Source organism: Streptomyces sp. YJ-C3 (assembly GCF_053891275.1).
Genome location: NZ_CM132685.1, coordinates 8,633,537 through 8,650,828, shown reverse-complemented (window position 1 = coordinate 8,650,828; position 17,292 = coordinate 8,633,537). Strand labels below are relative to the sequence as shown.

Genomic DNA, 17,292 nt, shown 5'->3' with positions numbered 1-17,292 from the left:
CATGGACACCTTCACACTGATCGTGACGATCGGCGTCGCGCTCGGATTCACGTACACGAACGGCTTCCACGACTCCGCGAACGCGATCGCCACATCCGTATCCACCCGTGCGCTGACGCCTCGTGCGGCACTGGCCATGGCCGCGGTGATGAACCTGGCCGGTGCCTTCCTCGGCAGCGGTGTCGCCAAGACGGTCAGTGAGGGCATCATCGCGACGCCCGAGGGCCAGAAGGGCATGGGCATCCTGTTCGCCGCCCTCGCGGGCGCGATCGTGTGGAACCTCATCACCTGGTACTTCGGGCTGCCCTCGTCGTCGTCGCACGCGCTGTTCGGCGGCATGGTCGGCGCGGCCCTGGCCGGTGGGACCACCGTGTACTGGTCCGGCGTGCTCGAGAAGATCGTCATCCCGATGTTCACGTCGCCGGTGATCGGTCTCGTCGCCGGTTACCTGGTGATGACGCTCATCATGTGGCTGTTCCGGCGCTCCAACCCGCACAAGGCGAAGCGCGGATTCCGTATCGCGCAGACCGTCTCGGCGGCCGGCATGGCGCTCGGGCACGGTCTGCAGGACGCGCAGAAGACCATGGGCATCGTGGTCATGGCGCTCGTCATCGGCGGCCACGAGACGTTCGAGGACCCGATTCCGGTCTGGGTCAAGATCGTGTGTGCCGTGATGCTGTCGGCCGGTACGTACGCCGGTGGCTGGCGGATCATGCGGACCCTGGGTCGCAAGATCATCGAGCTGGACCCGCCGCAGGGGTTCGCCGCGGAGACCACGGGCGCCTCGATCATGTTCGGCTCGGCGTTCCTGTTCCACGCGCCGATCTCCACGACGCACGTCATCACCTCGGCGATCATGGGTGTCGGTGCGACGAAGCGGGTGAACGCCGTGCGCTGGGGTGTCGCCAAGAACATCGTCATCGGATGGTTCATCACGATGCCGGCGGCGGCGCTGGTCGCCGCGGCGAGCTACGGCATCGTCTATCTGGCCTTCGGCTGAGTTTCGGCTCACCGCCGGTGGGGCTGGTCGCGCAGTTCCCCGCGCCCCTGAAAGACAGGCCCACCCGGCCCAGGCACTGAAAAGGCCCGCCCCCTCTCGGGGGCGGGCCTTTTCTCTTGCCTCGTGGCGGCACCGCCATGCAGCGCCACGAGGGGTCGGTGGGGGTGTCGGGCTAGCCGAAGCGGCCCGAGATGTAGTCCTCGGTGGCCTGGACCGACGGGTTGGAGAAGATGCGTTCCGTCTCGTCGATCTCGATGAGCTTGCCGGGCTGGCCGACCGCCGCGAGGTTGAAGAACGCGGTGCGGTCCGAGACGCGGGCCGCCTGCTGCATGTTGTGCGTCACGATGACGATCGTGAAGCGCTCCTTGAGCTCGCCGATCAGGTCCTCGATGGCGAGCGTGGAGATCGGGTCGAGGGCCGAGCAGGGCTCGTCCATCAGCAGGACGTCGGGCTCGACCGCGATGGCGCGGGCGATGCACAGCCGCTGCTGCTGACCGCCGGACAGGCCCGAGCCGGGCTTGTTCAGACGGTCCTTGACCTCGTTCCAGAGGTTGGCGCCCTTGAGCGACTTCTCCACCACGTCGTTCAGCTCGGACTTCTTGTACTTGCCGTTGAGCTTCAGGCCCGCCGCCACGTTGTCGAAGATCGACATCGTGGGGAAGGGGTTCGGGCGCTGGAAGACCATGCCGACCGTGCGGCGCACGGCGACCGGGTCGATGTGGCTGCCGTACAGGTCCTCGTCGTCCAGCAGGACCTTGCCCTCGACGCGGCCGCCGGGGGTGACCTCGTGCATCCGGTTGAGGGTGCGCAGGAACGTCGACTTGCCGCAGCCCGACGGGCCGATGAAGGCCGTCACCGAGCGGGGCTCGACCGTCATCGAGATGTCTTCGATCGCCTTGTGGGAGCCGTAGTAGGCGGTGAGCCCACTGACGTCGATTCGCTTGGCCATAACTAGTTCACTTCCGATACGTCGCTACGTATGGCCGCGTCAGCGACCGGACTTCGGGGCCTTCCAGCGGGCGATGCCGCGGGCCACGAGATTGAGGATCATGATGAAGGCGATGAGGACCAGGGCCGCGGCCCAGGCGCGGTCGTACGCCGCCTGGCTGCCGCCGCTGCTCGCGTACTGCTGGTAGATGTACAGCGGCAGCGAGGCCTGCGGGCCGTCGAAGGGGTTGCCGTTGATCAGCGGGTTGCCGAAGACCAGCAGCAGCACCGGGGCTGTCTCGCCCGCGATACGGGCGACCGCCAGCATCACGCCGGTCGTGATGCCGCCGATCGACGTCGGCAGGACGACCTTGAGGATGGTGCGCCACTTCGGGACGCCGAGGGCCAGGGACGCCTCGCGCAGCTCGTTCGGGACGAGCTTGAGCATCTCCTCGGTGGAGCGGACCACGACCGGGATCATCAGGATCGACAGGGCCATCGAGCCGGCGAAGCCGGAGAAGCCGAAGCCGAGGATCAGGATCCAGAAGCTGAGGATGAACAGGCCCGCGACGATCGACGGGATGCCCGTCATGACGTCGACGAAGAAGGTCACCGCCTTCGCGAGCTTGCCGCGGCCGTACTCCACCAGGTAGATCGCCGTGAGCAGGCCGATCGGGACCGAGATCAGGGTGGCGAGGCCGACCTGCTCCAGGGTGCCGAGGATCGCGTGGTAGATGCCGCCGCCGGGCTGGTACGCGGTGACGAAGCCCATCGAGTGGGTCAGGAAGTACGGGTCGAGGACCTTGATGCCGCGCTTGACCGTCTCGTAGACGAGGGAGGCGAGCGGGATCACGGCCAGGACGAAGGCGACCCAGACGATGCTGGTCGCGACCCGGTCCTTGGCCTGGCGCCGGCCCTCGACCTTGGCGCCGAGCGCGTAGGTGGCGAGGACGAACAGGAGCGCCGCGAGCAGGCCCCACTGGATCTTGCTGTCGAGTCCGGCGCCGAGGCCGATCGCGCAGCCGGCGGCGACCGAGCCGACCGCGATGGCCCAGGGGGACCAGCGGGGCAGGCGGGCGGCGCTCAGGGACGAGGGGCGCTTCACGGGTGCAGGTGCGGTCGCGTGGCTCATGCGTTGGCCCCCGAGTACTCCTTGCGGCGGGCGATGATCAGCCGGGCGGCGCCGTTGACCAGCAGGGTGATGACGAAGAGGACCAGACCCGAGGCGATCAGGGCGTCGCGGCCCTGGTCGTTGGCCTCGGAGAACTTCGCGGCGATGTTCTGCGCGAAGGTGCCGCCGCCCGGGTCGAGCAGGCTGGCGTGGATCAGGAAGTCGGGGGAGAGGACCGTGGCGACGGCCATCGTCTCGCCGAGCGCGCGGCCGAGGCCGAGCATCGACGCGGAGATCACACCGGAGCGGCCGAACGGGATGACCGACATGCGGATGACTTCCCAGCGGGTCGCGCCGAGCGCGAGGGCCGCCTCCTGGTGCATCAGGGGGGCCTGTCGGAAGACCTCGCGGGAGACGTTCGTGATGATCGGCAGGATCATGATCGCCAGCAGGATGCCGACGGTGAGCAGGGTGCGCGGGGCGCCGCCCTGCCAGGCGAAGATCCCGGTCCAGCCGAAGTAGTCGTCGAGCCAGCCGAACAGGCCCTGCATGTGCGGCACCAGGAAGAGGGCGCCCCACAGGCCGTACACGATGGACGGCACGGCGGCCAGCAGGTCGATGACGTAGGCGATGGGGCCGCCCAGCTTCTTCGGCGCGTAGTGCGTGATGAAGAGGGCGATGCCGACGGCCACGGGGACCGCGATCAGCATGGCGATGATCGAGGTGACGATCGTGCCGAAGGCGAGGACAGCGATGCCGAAGACGGGCGGGGTCGCGGTCGCGTTCCACTCGAAGGTGGTGAGGAAGTTGCCCTCGTTCTTCGAGAGGACCAGCGAGGCGCGGTAGGTCAGGAAGACCGCGATCGCGGCCATGATCACCAGCAGCAGGATGCCCGAGCCGCGCGAGAGACCGAGGAAGATGCGGTCACCGGGGCGGGTGGCGCCGCGGGCGGCGCGCTTCTGCTGGGCTGGGTTCGGGCGATCGGCGGGCGCCGGTGGCGCGGGTGCTTGCGTGGTTATGTCCATGGGGTTCTCCGGTCTGCGAAGTCCCTTGGGTGTACGGGGGTTGCGTACGGGACTTCTGGCGGCGGTGCACCGGACGGTGCGGGCCACCCGGGTTCGGTCGGGTGGCCCGCACGCTTGGCTAGCTGATGCTCGCGACGGCCTCGCGGACCTTCGCGTTGATCTCGGCCGGGATCGGGGCGTAGCCCAGGTCGGCGAGGGCGGCCTGGCCCTCGTCGGAGGCCGTGTAGGTCAGGAAGGACTTGGTGGCGGCCAGGGTGTCCGCCTTGTTGCCCTTGTCGCAGACGATCTCGTACGTGACCAGGGTGATCGGGTAGGCGCCGTCGGCCTTGGTCGCGTAGTTCAGCTCCAGGGCGAGGTCCTTGCCGGAGCCGATGATCTTGGCGTCGGCGATCGCCTTGGAGGCGTTGTCCGTCGTGGCCTTCACCGGGGCCGAGGCGCCCGTGTCGATGTCGACGGTCTTCACGCCGTCCTTGGCGTAGGACAGCTCGAAGTAGGAGATGGCGCCGTCGGTCTGCTTGACCTGCTGGGCCAGGCCGGAGGAGCCCTGCGCGGACTGGCCGCCCTTGGCCTGCCAGGCCTTGCCGCCCTCGTACTTCCAGTCGCTCGGGGCGGTGGCCTTCAGGTACTTGGTGAAGTTGTCCGTGGTGCCGGACTCGTCCGAGCGGTGGTACGCCTGGATCTTCGTGGACGGCAGCTTCGCGTCCGGGTTCAGCTTCTTGATGGCCGGGTCGTTCCACGTCGTGATCTTCGAGTCGAAGATCTTGGCGAGGGTCGGCGCGTCCAGGACGAGGTTGTCGACGCCCGAGACGTTGTACGCCACGGCGATCGGGCCGCCGACCATCGGCAGGTCGATGCCCTGGCCGCCGGAGCAGACCTTCTTGGAGGCGGTGACCTCTTCGGGCTTCAGCGCCGAGTCCGAACCGGCGAAGGCGACCTGGCCCTGGTTGAACGCGGTGACACCGGCGCCGGAACCGTCGGGCTTGTAGTTGATCTGCACACCCGAGCAGGCCTGCGAGTAGGCCTGGCGCCAGGCGTCGATCGCGTTGGCCTGGGCCGAGGAGCCGATGCCCAGGAGCTGGCCCTTGGCGTCGTCGCACTTGATGTTGCCGGCCTTGGCGGACGAGCTGGCGCCGCCACCGCCGGTGGAGTTGGTGTCGTCGGAGCCGCACGCCGTGAGGGCCAGGGCGCCGGAGACGGCGAGAGCGCCGAGGGAGAGGGCGCGGAGCCGGTTCTTGCGCTGAAGCTTCACCTTCGGATGTTCCTTCCAGGAGCCGCCGGCCTCTTGTCTTCTGTGGCGGCGTGCGAAGTCTGCGGATGTTTCAGGTGAACGATGAGGCTGATCCCCGTCTCGGGGGCTCACCGTCCACGGCTGAAATTAGGCAGATCAGGTGAAGCGGCAGACGGCCGTGAGTGAACGGAGGGTGAACCTAAGCGGGCGGTGTGGTTAGGTCACGGCGCGGTCACATCGGGTCGTCGACCGACGTCATTCGGTGGGCGCGGTTCCGCTCAGGCCAGGTGCAGCGCGTCGAGGAGTGCGTCCACGAGCCGGCGGTCGCGGGGCTGGGTCAGGCGGTTGCGGGCCGCGGCCGGCGACAGCCAGACGATGCGGTCGACCTCGCGGTTCGGCGTGAAACCGCCGGAGCCGACCTCCGCCGCCCAGTAGTCGACCGTCTTGGGGCGGCCGTTCGCGACGTAGCGGACCGTGGGCAGCGTGGCGCCGGGGGCGCACGCGTGCCCGGTCTCCTCCCGCACCTCGCGCAGCGCGCCGACGAGCGGGTCCTCGCCGCGCTTCAGCTTGCCCTTGGGGTGCGACCAGTCGTCGTACTTGGGGCGGTGGACGAGGCAGATCTCCAGGCCGCCGTCGAAGGGGGAGCGGCGCCACAGGACGCAGCCCGCCGCGCGGATGGTGTTCGTGTCGTCGTTGTCGTGCACGGTCACGGGGTTCCCACCGCCTCTCGTTGCCAAGCCTTTCCGAACGCGATCCTTGCGGCCTCCACCTGGTGGCGCTGGTCGGCGTGGAGCACGCCCAGGGCGTAGGCCGTCGCCGGGGCGATGCGCGGGGTGCGGGCCGCGTGCGCGGCCGCGCCGGCCGCCTCGGCCGCGTCGCGGTGCGCGTTCAGGGCGTGCGCCGCCTCGCCCTCCCGGCGGCGTACGTCGGTGGAGGGCAGGTCCGCGGCGACCTCCTGGGCGTAGCGGTGCAGGCGCAGCAGCAGCCGTACGTGGTGCCAGGGGGTGTCGGCGTCCGCGTTGTAGGGGTGGCCGGTGTGGTGCAGGGCGGCGACCGCCTCGGTGAGCCGGGTCTCGGCGGCCACGGCGAGCTTCTTCAGCTCCGTCTCCGCGCCGCACAGCGGCACCTCGCTGGCCAGCACGGCGACGTTGTCCGCCACCGCGTGGAACCGGGACGAGCCGAGGCTCTGCAGGGCCGTGCTGTGGGCCCGGGTCTTGGCGAGCGTCAGCTGGCGGTCGAGCAGGGCCGCGGCCTTGGCCGCGCCGAGCGTCAACGTGGTTCCGCCGCCCGCCTGTTGGGGCAGCCGGCCGGCGCCGGGTGTGGTACCGGACGTGGTCAGCCGGTGCAGGGCCTCGTTCAGGCGGATCAGCCGGTCCCCGTACGCGTGCTCCTGCGCCAGCGTGCCCGACAGCCAGGCCAGTTCGGGGCGCAGGGCGTCGGACCACTCGGCGTCCAGGAGCGGGCGGAACGTGTGCAGCGTGCCGCTGATGCGGCGGGCGGCGCGGCGCAGGGCGCGGGCCGCGCCCGCCGTGTCCCCGGCCGCGCCGCTCTCGCGGTGCTGGCGCAGTGCGCGCAGGAACTCCGTCGCCTGGGCCCGCAGATAGGACGCCAGTACGTCGTTCGCCGTGCCGGACTCAAGGTGTTGCTGTGCCACGCCGGCGCCTCCGGGCGTCTATGAGCATCTCCTGTACGTTCCGCAGGGGGCGTCCGTCCGCGTCGAGCGCGTGCCGTGTCCAGTTGCCGTCCGGGCCCAGGTGCCAGGAGGCGGTGGCGTCGGACATCCCCGTTTCGAGCAGCCGGCTGAGGGCCGCGCGGTGGGCCGGGTCCTCGACGCGGACCAGGGCCTCGATGCGGCGGTCGAGGTTGCGGTGCATCATGTCGGCGCTGCCGATCCACACCTCGGGCTCCCCGCCGTTGCCGAAGGCGAAGACGCGGGAGTGCTCCAGGAAGCGGCCGAGCACCGAGCGGACCTGGATGTTCTCGGACAGGCCGGCGACCCCGGGCCGCACCGCGCAGATGCCGCGCACCCACACGTCCACCGGCACACCGGCCTGCGACGCCCGGTACAGGGCGTCGATGACGGCCTCGTCGACCATCGAGTTCACCTTGATGCGGACGTGTGCGGGGCGGCCCGCACGGTGGTGCTGGACCTCCTTCTCGATCCGCGTGACCAGGCCCGTGCGCAGGGACTTGGGGGCGACGAGGAGACGGCGGTAGGTCTCGCGGCGCGAGTACCCGGACAGCCGGTTGAAGAGGTCGGAGAGGTCGGCCCCGACTTCCTGGTTGGCCGTCAGGAGCCCCAGGTCCTCGTACAGGCGGGCCGTCTTGGGGTGGTAGTTGCCGGTGCCGACGTGCGAGTAGCGGACGAGCTGGTCGCCCTCCTGCCGGACGACGAGCGACAGCTTGCAGTGCGTCTTCAGGCCGACGAGACCGTAGACGACATGGCAGCCGGCCTCCTCCAGCTTCCGCGCCCACTTGATGTTGGCCTGCTCGTCGAAGCGCGCCTTGATCTCCACCAGGACGAGGACCTGCTTGCCGGACTCCGCGGCGTCTATCAGCGCGTCCACGATCGGCGAGTCGCCCGACGTCCGGTACAGCGTCTGCTTGATGGCCAGCACGTCCGGGTCGTTGGCCGCCTGTTCCAGGAAGGCCTGTACGGAGGTGGAGAAGCTGTCGTACGGGTGGTGCAGCAGCACGTCGTGGCTGCGCAGGGCGGCGAAGATGTCGGGCGCGGAGGACGACTCGACCTCGGCGAGGTCGCGGTGGGTGCCCGCGACGAACTTCGGGTACTTCAGCTCGGGCCGGTCCAGGCCCGCTATGGAGAACAGGCCCGTGAGGTCGAGGGGGCCGGGCAGCGGGTACACCTCGGCCTCGCTGATCTTCAACTCCCGTACCAGCAGGCTGAGTACCTCGGAGTCGATGCTCTCCTCGACCTCCAGGCGCACCGGCGGACCGAAGCGGCGCCGCATGAGCTCCTTCTCCAGCGCCTTGAGGAGGTTCTCGGCGTCGTCCTCCTCGACCTCCAGGTCCTCGTTCCGCGTGACGCGGAACATGTGGTGCTCCTCGATCGTCATGCCGGGGAACAGCTCGCTCAGGTGCCGGGGCGCGGCGATGACGTCCTCGATGGGGACGTAGCGCTGCGGGGCGGCCTCCAGGAAGCGGGACAGCAGCGGCGGCACCTTGACGCGGGCGAAGTGGCGGTGGCCGGAGACCGGGTTCGACACCACGACCGCGAGGTTGAGGGAGAGGCCCGAGATGTACGGGAACGGGTGCGCGGGGTCGACGGCCAGCGGGGTCAGGACCGGGAAGATCTGGTGCATGAACAGCGTGTAGAGCCGGGCCTGTTCCTTCTCCGTGAGCTCGTTCCAGCGCACGACGTGGATGCCCTCGTCGGCCAGGGCCGGGGCGACCTCCTCCTGGTAGCAGGCGGCGTGCCGGGCCATGAGCTCGCGGGAGCGGTTCCAGATCAGCTCCAGGACCTCGCGGGGCTGCAGTCCCGAGGCCGAACGGGTGGCGACGCCGGTCGCGATGCGCCGCTTGAGGCCGGCCACGCGGACCATGAAGAACTCGTCGAGGTTCGAGGCGAAGATCGCCAGGAAGTTCGCGCGCTCCAGGAGGGGGGTGTTCGGGTCCTCGGCCAGTTCCAGGACCCGCTCGTTGAACGCCAGCCAGCTGCGCTCGCGGTCCAGGAAGCGGCCCTGCGGGAGCTCCGCGCCGTCCCGTCCCGCGTACTCGTCCTCGTAGTCGTCGGGATCCGCGTCGATGTCGGCGACGATCCCGGCGAGCTTGCTGTCGAAGTCGCCGGCCGCCACGGGATGCGGGCGGTGCGCGGCGAGGGAGCCCACGGACGGCTGGGGCTGCGGGGCCGAGGGGGCCGGGGCGGTCGGGTCCTGTGCGGCGTTCGGCTGGCTCATGGCCCCATTCTTCCGCGCGGAGGGCGTCTCGGGCGCGTCGACGACGTCGGAGGGCGCGGGCGCGAGACGGAGCCTGCCCTGAGGGGCGGGCTCCGGCGGGGCCTTCGAGGGGTCGGGCGCGGGGGGCTGCATTCCGTGAGGGTCGCAAGCCCGTCTGAATCGCTGGTTACGGAGACATGACGTGCGGGCTATGGGCGGGCGGCCCCCCGGCGTCCACGGGCCCGGCCCGTGTCAGGCGGTACGGCGTTTCAACAGCCAGAAGGCGGCGGCGGTGGCGGCCGCGGCCATCGTAAGGACGGTGAACGATTCCGCAAGTTGGAGGGGCCAGTAGTGGGACGCGGGGTGGTACGTGGCCCAGAAGTCGCTCAGGCCGGAGCGGTCCATGCAGCGCCGTATGTCGGCGGGGTGGTCGGAGTCGACGCACGCCCAGTCGTTCGCGATGCGCGCGCCGTCCGACGTGACCGCGCCGTGTGTCAACTCCTGTGCTTGAGGAGGCACATTGAGTGCCTTGGTGCCGGTGTCGGTGACCGTCGGCCACAGGCTGACGCGGTAGCGCCCGACGACGGTGGACACCGCGAACAGCGCGGCGACCGCGCCCGCCGTGCCCTTGAGGGAGCTTCGGGTCAGCAGGGCCGCGAGCGCGCCCAGGGCGAGGCCGAGGAAGGCGTACGCGACCGGGAGCAGTCCGGTGGAGGCGAAGACACCGTCCTCGTACCACTCGGTGTTCAGGAAGTCGCGGGAGCCGGCCCACGCCGAACGGCTGAGGACCGTGAGCGGGGTCAGGCCCGCGACGATCAGCGCCGCGGGGGCGGCCAGCGTCGTGGCCAGCCAGCGCGCCGGGGTGACCGACTGCGTCCACAGCACGGCGGCCGTGCCCCGCTCCAGCTCCCGACCGACCAGCACGGCGGCGGCGTACGCGGCGACGGCGAAGGGGACGACCGTGAGCGCCCCGCCGACGAGATCCGTCAGCAGGGTGTACCGCCCCAGCGCTCCGGCGGAGTCGCACACGTCCGTGCCCGTGCAGTGCGCCTCGTAGTACCGCCGGGCGGCGCCCACCCCGGGCCCGCACATCCACACCAGGGTGATGCCGGTGAGGAGCACGAACGCCACCCAGATCCGCAGCGCCGTGCGGTGCAGGCGCAGCGCCGTCCACACAGTGCCGGCCGGGCGCAGGCCGCGCGCGGGGGCCGGGAGGGTGTACGTCATGAGCCGGATCTCTTCCCGTGGGTCTGCTCCGGGCGGGGGGACGGGGTCGGCTCTGTCGTCCCCTGCGTCCAGAACTGGAGTGCCGTGGAGGCGGCGAGGGCCGCGGACGTCAGCCGGACGAGCGGCCTCGCGAGCAGCCGGGTGGGGGACGACGGGTTCATGCGGCGACTCTCTTCTTCAGGATGCGGTACGCGGCCGCCGCCATGAGAGCGGACAGGGCGAGCAGCAGGGCCGTCTCCATGAGCTGCAGCGGCCAGAAGTGCGACGGCGGGTGGCCCTTGGTGTAGAAGCCGGTGATGTCGTGGTCGGTGAGGCAGGCGCGGTCGTCGATGCACAGGGGGTCCTTGACATGGGCGCCCGAGCCGGTGATCGCGCCCTCGTCCAGGACGTCGCCGGTGAAGCCGGGATAGCCCTTGTCGAGGCTGCCTGTCCGGGTGACGGCGGGCCACAGATACGGGCGCACCACCTGCGCGAGCAGGATCATCAGGAGCAGGAGCACGCCGGAGAAGACCGCCGCGGACAGGGCCTTGCGCTGCCAGAAGGCGCCGAGGGCTCCGCACGCCAGGCCGAGCAGGGGCAGCGCCACGGCCGTCGTGCCGAGGACATCGAAGGTGCCCGACGCGTACCACTGGTTCGCGGGGAGCATCGGGGCCTGCGCGGCGACCGCGTGGCGCAGCACCACCAGGAGGCCGGTGCCGACGGTGAGGAACAGGGCGGGCAGCGCCAGCTTCGCGGTGAACCAGCGGGCCGGCGACACGGACTGCGTCCAGGCCAACTGGGCGGTGCCGCTCTCCAGTTCGCGGCCGATGAGCACGCCGCCGGTGAACACCGCGACGACCAGGGGGACGACGCCCACGGACGCCTGGACGGCGTCGAGCGCGTGGAAGTACATGTTCTCGGTCGGGCCGTGCGCGGAGCAGGAGTTGCCGATGCCCGCCACGCAGTGCCCGGTGATGTCGAGCCCCGCGGTGCCCGGCCCCCACAGCCACACCAGGACGCCCGCCGCGACGACGACGTAGGCGACCCACAGCCACAGGGCGATGCGGTGCAGGCGCAGCACCGTCCAGGTCAGGCCGGTCGGCCGGGTCAGTGCCAGGCTCATGCGGTCGCCCCCTTCTTGGGCTGGAACCGGCGCAGCACCAGGAAAGCCGCGACCACGGCGAGCGCGGTGAGGCCGAGCAGGATGCCGGTCTCCGCGAGCTGGCGGGGCCAGAAGTCGGGGGAGGGCAGGTAGTGCCGGGTGAAGCCGGTGATGTGGTGCTGGTCGAGGCAGTTCTGGTCCAGATAGCAGCCGGGGTCGCGGACCTCGGCGCCGGTGGACGTGAGGGCCTTGCTGTGCACGGGGAGCTCGGGCTGCTGACGATTCCCCTGGAACGGCCAGGAGTTGAGGCGCAGCGCGCCGGCCAGGAACTGTGCGATCCCGGCCACCGCGATCGCGGGCAGGGTGCGGCGCAGCACCAGCGCGGCGAGCACGCCGAGCGCGAGCCCGAACAGGGCGTTCGCGACGGTCGCCGGGCCGGTCGAGAAGACGAAGGAGCGCGGCCCGATGCCGGCGACGAGCAGATGGTTGTGCGCGTCCCACACCACCCAGTACAGGGCGACGATCAGAGCGGTGCCGACGGTGAGGAACACCGCGGGCACGGCCAGCTTGGCGGCGAGCCAGCGGGCCGGCGACACGGACTGCGTCCACGCCAACTGTGCGGTGCCGGACTCCAGTTCACGCCCGATCAGCGGGCCCGCGGCGAAGACCGCGATCGCGACCATGGCGATCCGGATCAGCGAGGCGGGCTCGTAGAAGAGGGAGTCGAAGGAGCCGACGAAGGGGATGCCCGCGGTCAGGCCCTTCCAGGCGTCGTCCTGCGCTCCCGCGTACCCGAACGCGTCGAACGCCTGCTGCGCGGCGGACGAGCCCGGTCCCCACAGCCACAGCAGCAGGGCCAGGCTGATCGCGACGTAGGCCACCCACACCCACAGAGCGGTGCGGTGCAGCCGCAGCACGGTCCACACCAGGCCGTCGGCGCCCGGCAGGGTGCGCCGCACCGGGGCCTGCGGGGCGGGCCGGTCGAGGGTCGGGGCGCTCATGCGGACACCGCCGTGCCGGACGTGCGGGCGGAGGTGCCCGGGGTGACGAGGGCCGGGGCATCGGGGGCGCGCAGATGGGCCAGCAGCAGCTCCTCCAGGGAGGGCTCCTGGACCTGCCAGCCGTCGTCGAGCGGGCCGTCGCGGCGGATCAGGGCGGTGGTGCCGCGGCCCGAGGCGCGGGACTCGACGACCGTGTGGCCGGACAGATCGCCGCGGCCGGTGACCAGGCTGTGCGCGCCGAGCAGGTCGTCGATGCCGCCGCCGAGCCGGATCCGGCCGCCGCCCAGGAGCAGCAGGTGGTCGCAGGCGTCGGCGAGCTCGGCCACGATGTGCGAGGACATCAGCACGGTCGTGCCGTGCTCGGCGGCGTCCGCCATCAGGGTGCCCATCAGCTCGTGCCGGGCGAGCGGGTCCAGGTCGGCCATCGGCTCGTCCAGGAGCATCAGCTCGGGCCGCTTGCCGAGGGCCAGGGCGAGGGCGACGCGGGTGCGCTGGCCGCCGGAGAGCGAGCGGACCCGCGCCGTGGGGGAGAGGTCCCCCTGCTCGACGATCTTCGCCGCGTACGCCGCGTCCCACCGGCCTGGGTTCAGCTCGGCGCCCAGGCGCAGCGTGTCCGCGACGGACAGCTGGGGGTGCAGGGGCTTGTCCTGCGAGAGGTAGGCGACCTTGGCGCGGGTCTCGCCGGGCGCGCCGCCCAGGACGTCGATCCGGCCCGAGGTCTGCCGCAGCAGGCCCGCGGCGATCGCCAACAGGGTGGACTTGCCCGCTCCGTTGGGCCCGACGAGGGCGCTGATCCGGCCCTCGGGCAGTCGGAAGGAGCAGTCGTCGAGCGCCGCGGCGCCGTGCCGGCCGTACCGCTTGACGAGGCCGGTGGCCTCGATGGCCGTGCTCATGGGGTCCCCCTGGTGGTGGTGCTGAAGTGTGCTTCCAACGCGTTGCCGAACAGGGCCGCCACGTCCTCGCGGTCGAGCCCCGCCTCCGTCGCCCGTCTCGTCCAGTCGTCGAGCTCCGCCTTGAGCGGCGAGTCGGCCGGGGCGGATCCGAGGGATCTGCGGACGAACGTGCCCAGACCCCGGCGGGCCTCGACGAGCCCGGCCCGCTCCAGCTCGCGGTACGCCTTGAGCACGGTGTTCGGGTTGATGGCCGTCGCCTCGACGACCTCGCGGGCCGTGGGCAGCTTGTCGCCCGGCTCGAGCATGCCCATGCGCAGGGCCTGCTCGGTCTGGTGGACGATCTGGAGGTAGGTGGCGACGCCGCTGTGGCGGTCGATCCGGAACTCGATCACGTACTCGCGCTCGCCCACTGGCGTACCCCCCTTTCACTAATCAAGTAGTGAAAGGGTGATGCAAGAGAGGGGGCGGCGTCAAGCGACGCCGCCCCCTCGAAGTCCCCGAAGTCCCCTGTGACCCGCTCGAACCCGCGAAAAGCGCAGGTCAGGACTCGGTGCGATACATCAGGTCCGTTTCGAACGTGCTGAACCCGAGGCGCTCGTACACGCTCACCGCCGCCTTGTTGTCGGCGTCGACGTACAGCATCGCCGTCGGCAGCCCGGCCGCGGCCAGGTGGCGCAGGCCCGTCGTGGTCAGCGCCTTGCCGAGGCCGCCGCCCTGGTTGCCGGGCGCGACGCCCACCACGTACACCTCGCCGAGCCCCTCCTCGGCGTGCACCTTCGTCCAGTGGAAGCCGACCAGCTCGTCGTTCCTGAACGCGAGGAAGAAGCCCGCCGGGTCGAACCACGGCTCGGCCTTGCGGTCGTCCAGGTCGCGCTGGGTGAGGGCGCCCTGCTCGGGGTGGTGCGCGAACGCCGCCGCGTTCACCGCGAGCCAGGCCGCGTCGTCCTGGCCGGGGACGAACGTACGGATGCGGACCCCCGCGGGCAGCGCCGGCTCGGGCAGCTCCAGATCGGTCAACGACCGCCGCATCTGGCGCAGTTCACGGAACAGGGTCAGGCCGAGCACCTGCGCGAGATGCCGGGCCGCGCCGTGCCCGCCGTGCGCCCACACCCGCAGCCGCTTCCCGGAGGCGGCCAGCAGCGCCGCGCCGAGCGCCCGCCCGTGCCCGCGCCCGCGGCGCGCCGGGTGCACGACCAGCTCGGCGGCCGGTGCCTCGACCGGGTCGGTGTCCTCCAGCTGCGCGTACCCGATCAGCTCGCCGCCGACGGTGAGCAGAAGATGCCGGACGCCCTCCCGCTCCCCGCCCCGCAGCTGCAGCCGCCCCTGCTCCGACACGGCCTGCTGCCCGTCGGTGCGGGCGGCGTCGGTCAGCAGCGCGAGCACGGCGGCGGACTGCGCGTCGGACAGGGCGGAGAGGGTGTCGATCTGGCGCCCAGAGGCGGCCGGATCGCTGGCGGAGGCGGGGTCGGTGGTCATGGGTACGAGGGTACGGCGCGACCCCGGCGGGGAGCGGCCGGCGGGGTCGGGGCACGGTCCGGGCGCGGCCCCGGGCGACGGACGGCAACCTGCTCGTAACCCGCAAACCTCTGTTGTGCTACGCGCGTTGACCCTAGGCTTTCGCCGCAGTCGAAGTCATCGCAGATCACCCCAGGGGGGATTGCATGCCCGGAACGACCCGTCGGCCAGGTCGCCGTCTGAGAGCGGCGCTCGGCGCCGTCGCGACCCTCACCACCGCCGGTGCGCTGATCGCCGCGCTGCCCGCGGGCGCCGCCCAGGACCGGCACGGAGGCGGACACCACGGCCAGGGCCGCTACCAGGACGTACAGCTGCTGTCGTTCAACGATTTCCACGGGAACCTGGAGCCGCCGGCCGGGTCGTCCGGGCAGGTCACCGAGAAGCAGGCCGACGGCACCACGAAGCAGGTCGACGCGGGCGGCGCCGAGTACCTGGCCACGTCCTTGCGCACGGCCCGCAAGGGGCACCCGTACAGCGTCACGGCGGCCGCCGGCGACCTGATCGGCGCGAGCCCGCTGCTGTCCGGCCTCTTCCACGACGAGCCGACCGTCGAGGCCATGAACAAGCTGGACCTGGACGTCACCAGCGTCGGCAACCACGAATTCGACGAGGGCGCGGCGGAGTTGGCGCGCATCCAGAACGGCGGCTGCCATCCCGAGGACGGCTGCTACGAGAAGGGCCGCACGTTCAAGGGCGCGGACTACCCCTACCTCGCGGCCAACGTGACGGACGAGAAGACCGGCAAGCCGGTCCTCAAGCCGTACTGGGTGTGGAAGAACAAGGGCGTGAAGGTCGGCTTCATCGGCGTCACGCTGGAGGGCACGCCGAACATCGTGTCCGCCGACGGCGTCAAGGGCCTGAAGTTCCACGACGAGATCGAGACGGTCAACAAGTACGCGAAGATCCTCGACAAGCAGGGCGTGAAGTCGATCGTCGCCCTCATCCACGAGGGCGGCGCCCCGGCCTCGTCCGCGTACAACTACGACTGCGACTCCCCGGGCGCGGGCGCCGGCGTCTCCGGCCCGATCGTCGACATCGCCAAGGGCATCACGCCGAAGGTCGACGCCCTGGTCACCGGCCACACGCACAACGCGTACGTGTGCACGATCCCCGATCCGTCCGGCAAGCCGCGCATGGTCACGTCGGCGTCCTCGTACGGGAAGCTCTACACGGACACCACGCTCACCTACGACCGCCGCACCAAGGACATCGTCCGTACGTCGGTGAAGTCCGCGAACCACGTGGTGGCCCGCACCCAGGCCAAGGCGCCCGACATGACCGAGCTGATCGGCCGGTGGAACAAGCTCGCCGCGCCCGTCGCGAACCAGGCCGTCGGTCACATCTCCGCGGACATCCCGGGCCGTGGCGCCGGTACGCCCGAGGAGCCGCTCGGCGACCTGATCGCGGACGCGCAGCTCGCGCACGCCAAGTCCCTCGACCCCAAGGCGGGTCTGGCTCTGATGAACCCGGGCGGGGTCCGCTCCGACCTGGTGTTCAAGGCGAGCGGCAGCGAGGGCGACGGGGTCGTGACGTACGGCGAGGCGTTCACCGTGCAGCCGTTCAGCAACACGGTCAATCTCGTCGACCTCACCGGCGCGCAGCTGATCCAGGCGCTGCAGCAGCAGGTCAGCGGTCCGAACGAGGCCTCGCCGAAGATCCTGCAGCCGTCGGCCGGGCTCACGTACACGCTCGACATGACGAAGGCGGGCGCGGCCCGGGTCGTCGTCGACTCGATCAGGCTGGACGGGGCCGCGATCGACCCGGCCGCCACCTACCGCGTCGCGATGAACTCCTTCCTCGCGGGCGGCGGCGACGGCTTCACGGCGCTCGGGCAGGGCAAGAACCCGCTGGTCGGCGCGGACGACCTGAAGGCGTTCAACGACTACCTGACCGCCAATTCGTCGGCGGCGGACCCGATCGAGCCGCCGAAGGCGGACCGGATCACGATCGTGAAGTGACCGTCCGCGGGCACGCTCGTCGTCGAGTCGGGCGGCCCGGAAGAGCCGGGGGCATATGACGCGGGGGACTGGGCATGCGAGTCCTCCAGCGGCGCGGTGCCGGTGACCGACGGGAAGGTGGCGGTTGCGGCCGGGGCGGCGGTGACCTGTACGGTCGTGAACACGGACCGGGCGGTCACGACTCCGACACCGACTCCGACGCCGACGGTCACACCGCCGACGCCGACCGTCACGCCGCCTGCTCCGACGGCCACGCCGGGTGTGCCGCAGCCGTCCGTGCCGCCGGCCCCGCCCGGGGACGGTGAACTGGCACAGACCGGTGCCGGGTTCGGTTCGGTGGCCTGGCCGGCGCTCGCGGCCGCGCTCCTGGTGGCGGCGGGCGCGGCGCTCACGGCCTGGCGGCTGCGGCGACGCTGAGGCGTGCGAAACAGCA

At 71.2% G+C, this 17,292-nt stretch carries 17 protein-coding genes; 2 read left to right on the top strand and 15 right to left on the bottom strand.

Annotated elements, in window-relative coordinates; genetic code table 11:
* The first annotated feature begins 1 nt into the window (after position 1).
* Positions 2 to 1,000 carry an inorganic phosphate transporter gene (locus tag ACVHNB_RS39260; RefSeq protein ID WP_428953805.1) on the top strand — a complete coding sequence of 333 codons (999 nt, stop codon included), beginning with the start codon at positions 2 to 4 and terminating at the stop codon, positions 998 to 1,000.
* 172 nt (positions 1,001 to 1,172) lie between these two features.
* On the opposite strand, the gene pstB is transcribed toward ACVHNB_RS39260, so the two are convergent.
* From pstB to mshD, 14 genes are all read right to left on the bottom strand, one after another.
* Entirely contained in the window at positions 1,173 to 1,949 is a 777-nt protein-coding gene (gene pstB / locus ACVHNB_RS39255) for a phosphate ABC transporter ATP-binding protein PstB (protein WP_428953806.1), read from the bottom strand.
* 39 nt (positions 1,950 to 1,988) lie between these two features.
* The gene (pstA, locus tag ACVHNB_RS39250) at positions 1,989 to 3,059 is read right to left on the bottom strand and encodes a phosphate ABC transporter permease PstA (protein ID WP_428953807.1); all 1,071 of its coding nucleotides are present in this window, start codon (positions 3,057 to 3,059) and stop codon (positions 1,989 to 1,991) included.
* Complete coding sequence (gene pstC / locus ACVHNB_RS39245) at positions 3,056 to 4,063, bottom strand: phosphate ABC transporter permease subunit PstC (RefSeq protein ID WP_428953808.1); 1,008 nt, start codon at positions 4,061 to 4,063, stop codon at positions 3,056 to 3,058. The genes pstA and pstC overlap by 4 nt, the downstream gene beginning before the upstream one ends.
* A 118-nt stretch (positions 4,064 to 4,181) precedes the next feature.
* On the bottom strand, positions 4,182 to 5,312 hold the full coding sequence (gene pstS, locus ACVHNB_RS39240; protein ID WP_428953809.1) for a phosphate ABC transporter substrate-binding protein PstS: 1,131 nt from the start codon (positions 5,310 to 5,312) through the stop codon (positions 4,182 to 4,184).
* Between the two features lie 257 nt (positions 5,313 to 5,569).
* Entirely contained in the window at positions 5,570 to 6,001 is a 432-nt protein-coding gene (locus ACVHNB_RS39235; RefSeq protein WP_428953810.1) for an NUDIX hydrolase, read from the bottom strand.
* Positions 5,998 to 6,945, bottom strand: coding sequence for a CHAD domain-containing protein (locus ACVHNB_RS39230; protein WP_428953811.1), 948 nt, complete (start codon positions 6,943 to 6,945; stop codon positions 5,998 to 6,000). Before ACVHNB_RS39230 ends, ACVHNB_RS39235 begins: the two co-directional genes overlap by 4 nt.
* Positions 6,926 to 9,337, bottom strand: a complete 2,412-nt coding sequence (locus ACVHNB_RS39225) for an RNA degradosome polyphosphate kinase (RefSeq protein ID WP_428953812.1) — start codon at positions 9,335 to 9,337, stop codon at positions 6,926 to 6,928. Before ACVHNB_RS39225 ends, ACVHNB_RS39230 begins: the two co-directional genes overlap by 20 nt.
* 99 nt (positions 9,338 to 9,436) lie before the next feature.
* On the bottom strand, positions 9,437 to 10,411 hold the full coding sequence (locus tag ACVHNB_RS39220; protein ID WP_456227006.1) for a hypothetical protein: 975 nt from the start codon (positions 10,409 to 10,411) through the stop codon (positions 9,437 to 9,439).
* Positions 10,408 to 10,572, bottom strand: coding sequence for a hypothetical protein (locus tag ACVHNB_RS39215; RefSeq protein WP_456227005.1), 165 nt, complete (start codon positions 10,570 to 10,572; stop codon positions 10,408 to 10,410). The genes ACVHNB_RS39220 and ACVHNB_RS39215 overlap by 4 nt, the downstream gene beginning before the upstream one ends.
* Positions 10,569 to 11,513 carry an ABC transporter permease gene (locus tag ACVHNB_RS39210; RefSeq protein ID WP_456227004.1) on the bottom strand — a complete coding sequence of 315 codons (945 nt, stop codon included), beginning with the start codon at positions 11,511 to 11,513 and terminating at the stop codon, positions 10,569 to 10,571. The genes ACVHNB_RS39215 and ACVHNB_RS39210 overlap by 4 nt, the downstream gene beginning before the upstream one ends.
* Positions 11,510 to 12,493: a hypothetical protein gene (locus tag ACVHNB_RS39205; RefSeq protein WP_456227003.1), complete on the bottom strand. Its 984-nt coding sequence runs from the start codon at positions 12,491 to 12,493 to the stop codon at positions 11,510 to 11,512. Before ACVHNB_RS39205 ends, ACVHNB_RS39210 begins: the two co-directional genes overlap by 4 nt.
* Positions 12,490 to 13,386 carry an ABC transporter ATP-binding protein gene (locus ACVHNB_RS39200; RefSeq protein WP_456227002.1) on the bottom strand — a complete coding sequence of 299 codons (897 nt, stop codon included), beginning with the start codon at positions 13,384 to 13,386 and terminating at the stop codon, positions 12,490 to 12,492. Before ACVHNB_RS39200 ends, ACVHNB_RS39205 begins: the two co-directional genes overlap by 4 nt.
* Complete coding sequence (locus ACVHNB_RS39195; protein WP_428957624.1) at positions 13,383 to 13,778, bottom strand: GntR family transcriptional regulator; 396 nt, start codon at positions 13,776 to 13,778, stop codon at positions 13,383 to 13,385. The genes ACVHNB_RS39200 and ACVHNB_RS39195 overlap by 4 nt, the downstream gene beginning before the upstream one ends.
* 148 nt (positions 13,779 to 13,926) lie before the next feature.
* Positions 13,927 to 14,862, bottom strand: coding sequence for a mycothiol synthase (gene mshD / locus ACVHNB_RS39190; protein WP_456227001.1), 936 nt, complete (start codon positions 14,860 to 14,862; stop codon positions 13,927 to 13,929).
* Positions 14,863 to 15,047: 185 nt separating this feature from the next.
* Here mshD and ACVHNB_RS39185 point away from each other — a divergent pair, with 185 nt between their 5' ends.
* On the top strand, positions 15,048 to 16,859 hold the full coding sequence (locus ACVHNB_RS39185) for a bifunctional metallophosphatase/5'-nucleotidase (RefSeq protein WP_456227000.1): 1,812 nt from the start codon (positions 15,048 to 15,050) through the stop codon (positions 16,857 to 16,859).
* On the opposite strand, the gene ACVHNB_RS39180 is transcribed toward ACVHNB_RS39185, so the two are convergent.
* Entirely contained in the window at positions 16,784 to 17,251 is a 468-nt protein-coding gene (locus tag ACVHNB_RS39180) for a hypothetical protein (protein WP_456226999.1), read from the bottom strand. The genes ACVHNB_RS39185 and ACVHNB_RS39180 overlap by 76 nt on opposite strands.
* Between the last annotated feature and the right edge of the window lie 41 nt (positions 17,252 to 17,292).

Bases quoted from the DNA above. Each gene is read 5' to 3' on its own strand.
- ACVHNB_RS39205 (WP_456227003.1), bottom strand. From the start codon at position 12,493: ATGAGCGCCCCGACCCTCGACCGGCCCGCCCCGCAGGCCCCGGTGCGG.
- ACVHNB_RS39185 (WP_456227000.1), top strand. From the start codon at position 15,048: ATGCCCGGAACGACCCGTCGGCCAGGTCGCCGTCTGAGAGCGGCGCTC.
- ACVHNB_RS39220 (WP_456227006.1), bottom strand. From the start codon at position 10,411: ATGACGTACACCCTCCCGGCCCCCGCGCGCGGCCTGCGCCCGGCCGGC.
- pstA (WP_428953807.1), bottom strand. From the start codon at position 3,059: ATGAGCCACGCGACCGCACCTGCACCCGTGAAGCGCCCCTCGTCCCTG.
- pstB (WP_428953806.1), bottom strand. From the start codon at position 1,949: ATGGCCAAGCGAATCGACGTCAGTGGGCTCACCGCCTACTACGGCTCC.
- ACVHNB_RS39215 (WP_456227005.1), bottom strand. From the start codon at position 10,572: ATGAACCCGTCGTCCCCCACCCGGCTGCTCGCGAGGCCGCTCGTCCGG.
- mshD (WP_456227001.1), bottom strand. From the start codon at position 14,862: ATGACCACCGACCCCGCCTCCGCCAGCGATCCGGCCGCCTCTGGGCGC.
- ACVHNB_RS39260 (WP_428953805.1), top strand. From the start codon at position 2: ATGGACACCTTCACACTGATCGTGACGATCGGCGTCGCGCTCGGATTC.
- ACVHNB_RS39210 (WP_456227004.1), bottom strand. From the start codon at position 11,513: ATGAGCCTGGCACTGACCCGGCCGACCGGCCTGACCTGGACGGTGCTG.
- pstC (WP_428953808.1), bottom strand. From the start codon at position 4,063: ATGGACATAACCACGCAAGCACCCGCGCCACCGGCGCCCGCCGATCGC.
- ACVHNB_RS39200 (WP_456227002.1), bottom strand. From the start codon at position 13,386: ATGAGCACGGCCATCGAGGCCACCGGCCTCGTCAAGCGGTACGGCCGG.
- ACVHNB_RS39225 (WP_428953812.1), bottom strand. From the start codon at position 9,337: ATGCAGCCCCCCGCGCCCGACCCCTCGAAGGCCCCGCCGGAGCCCGCC.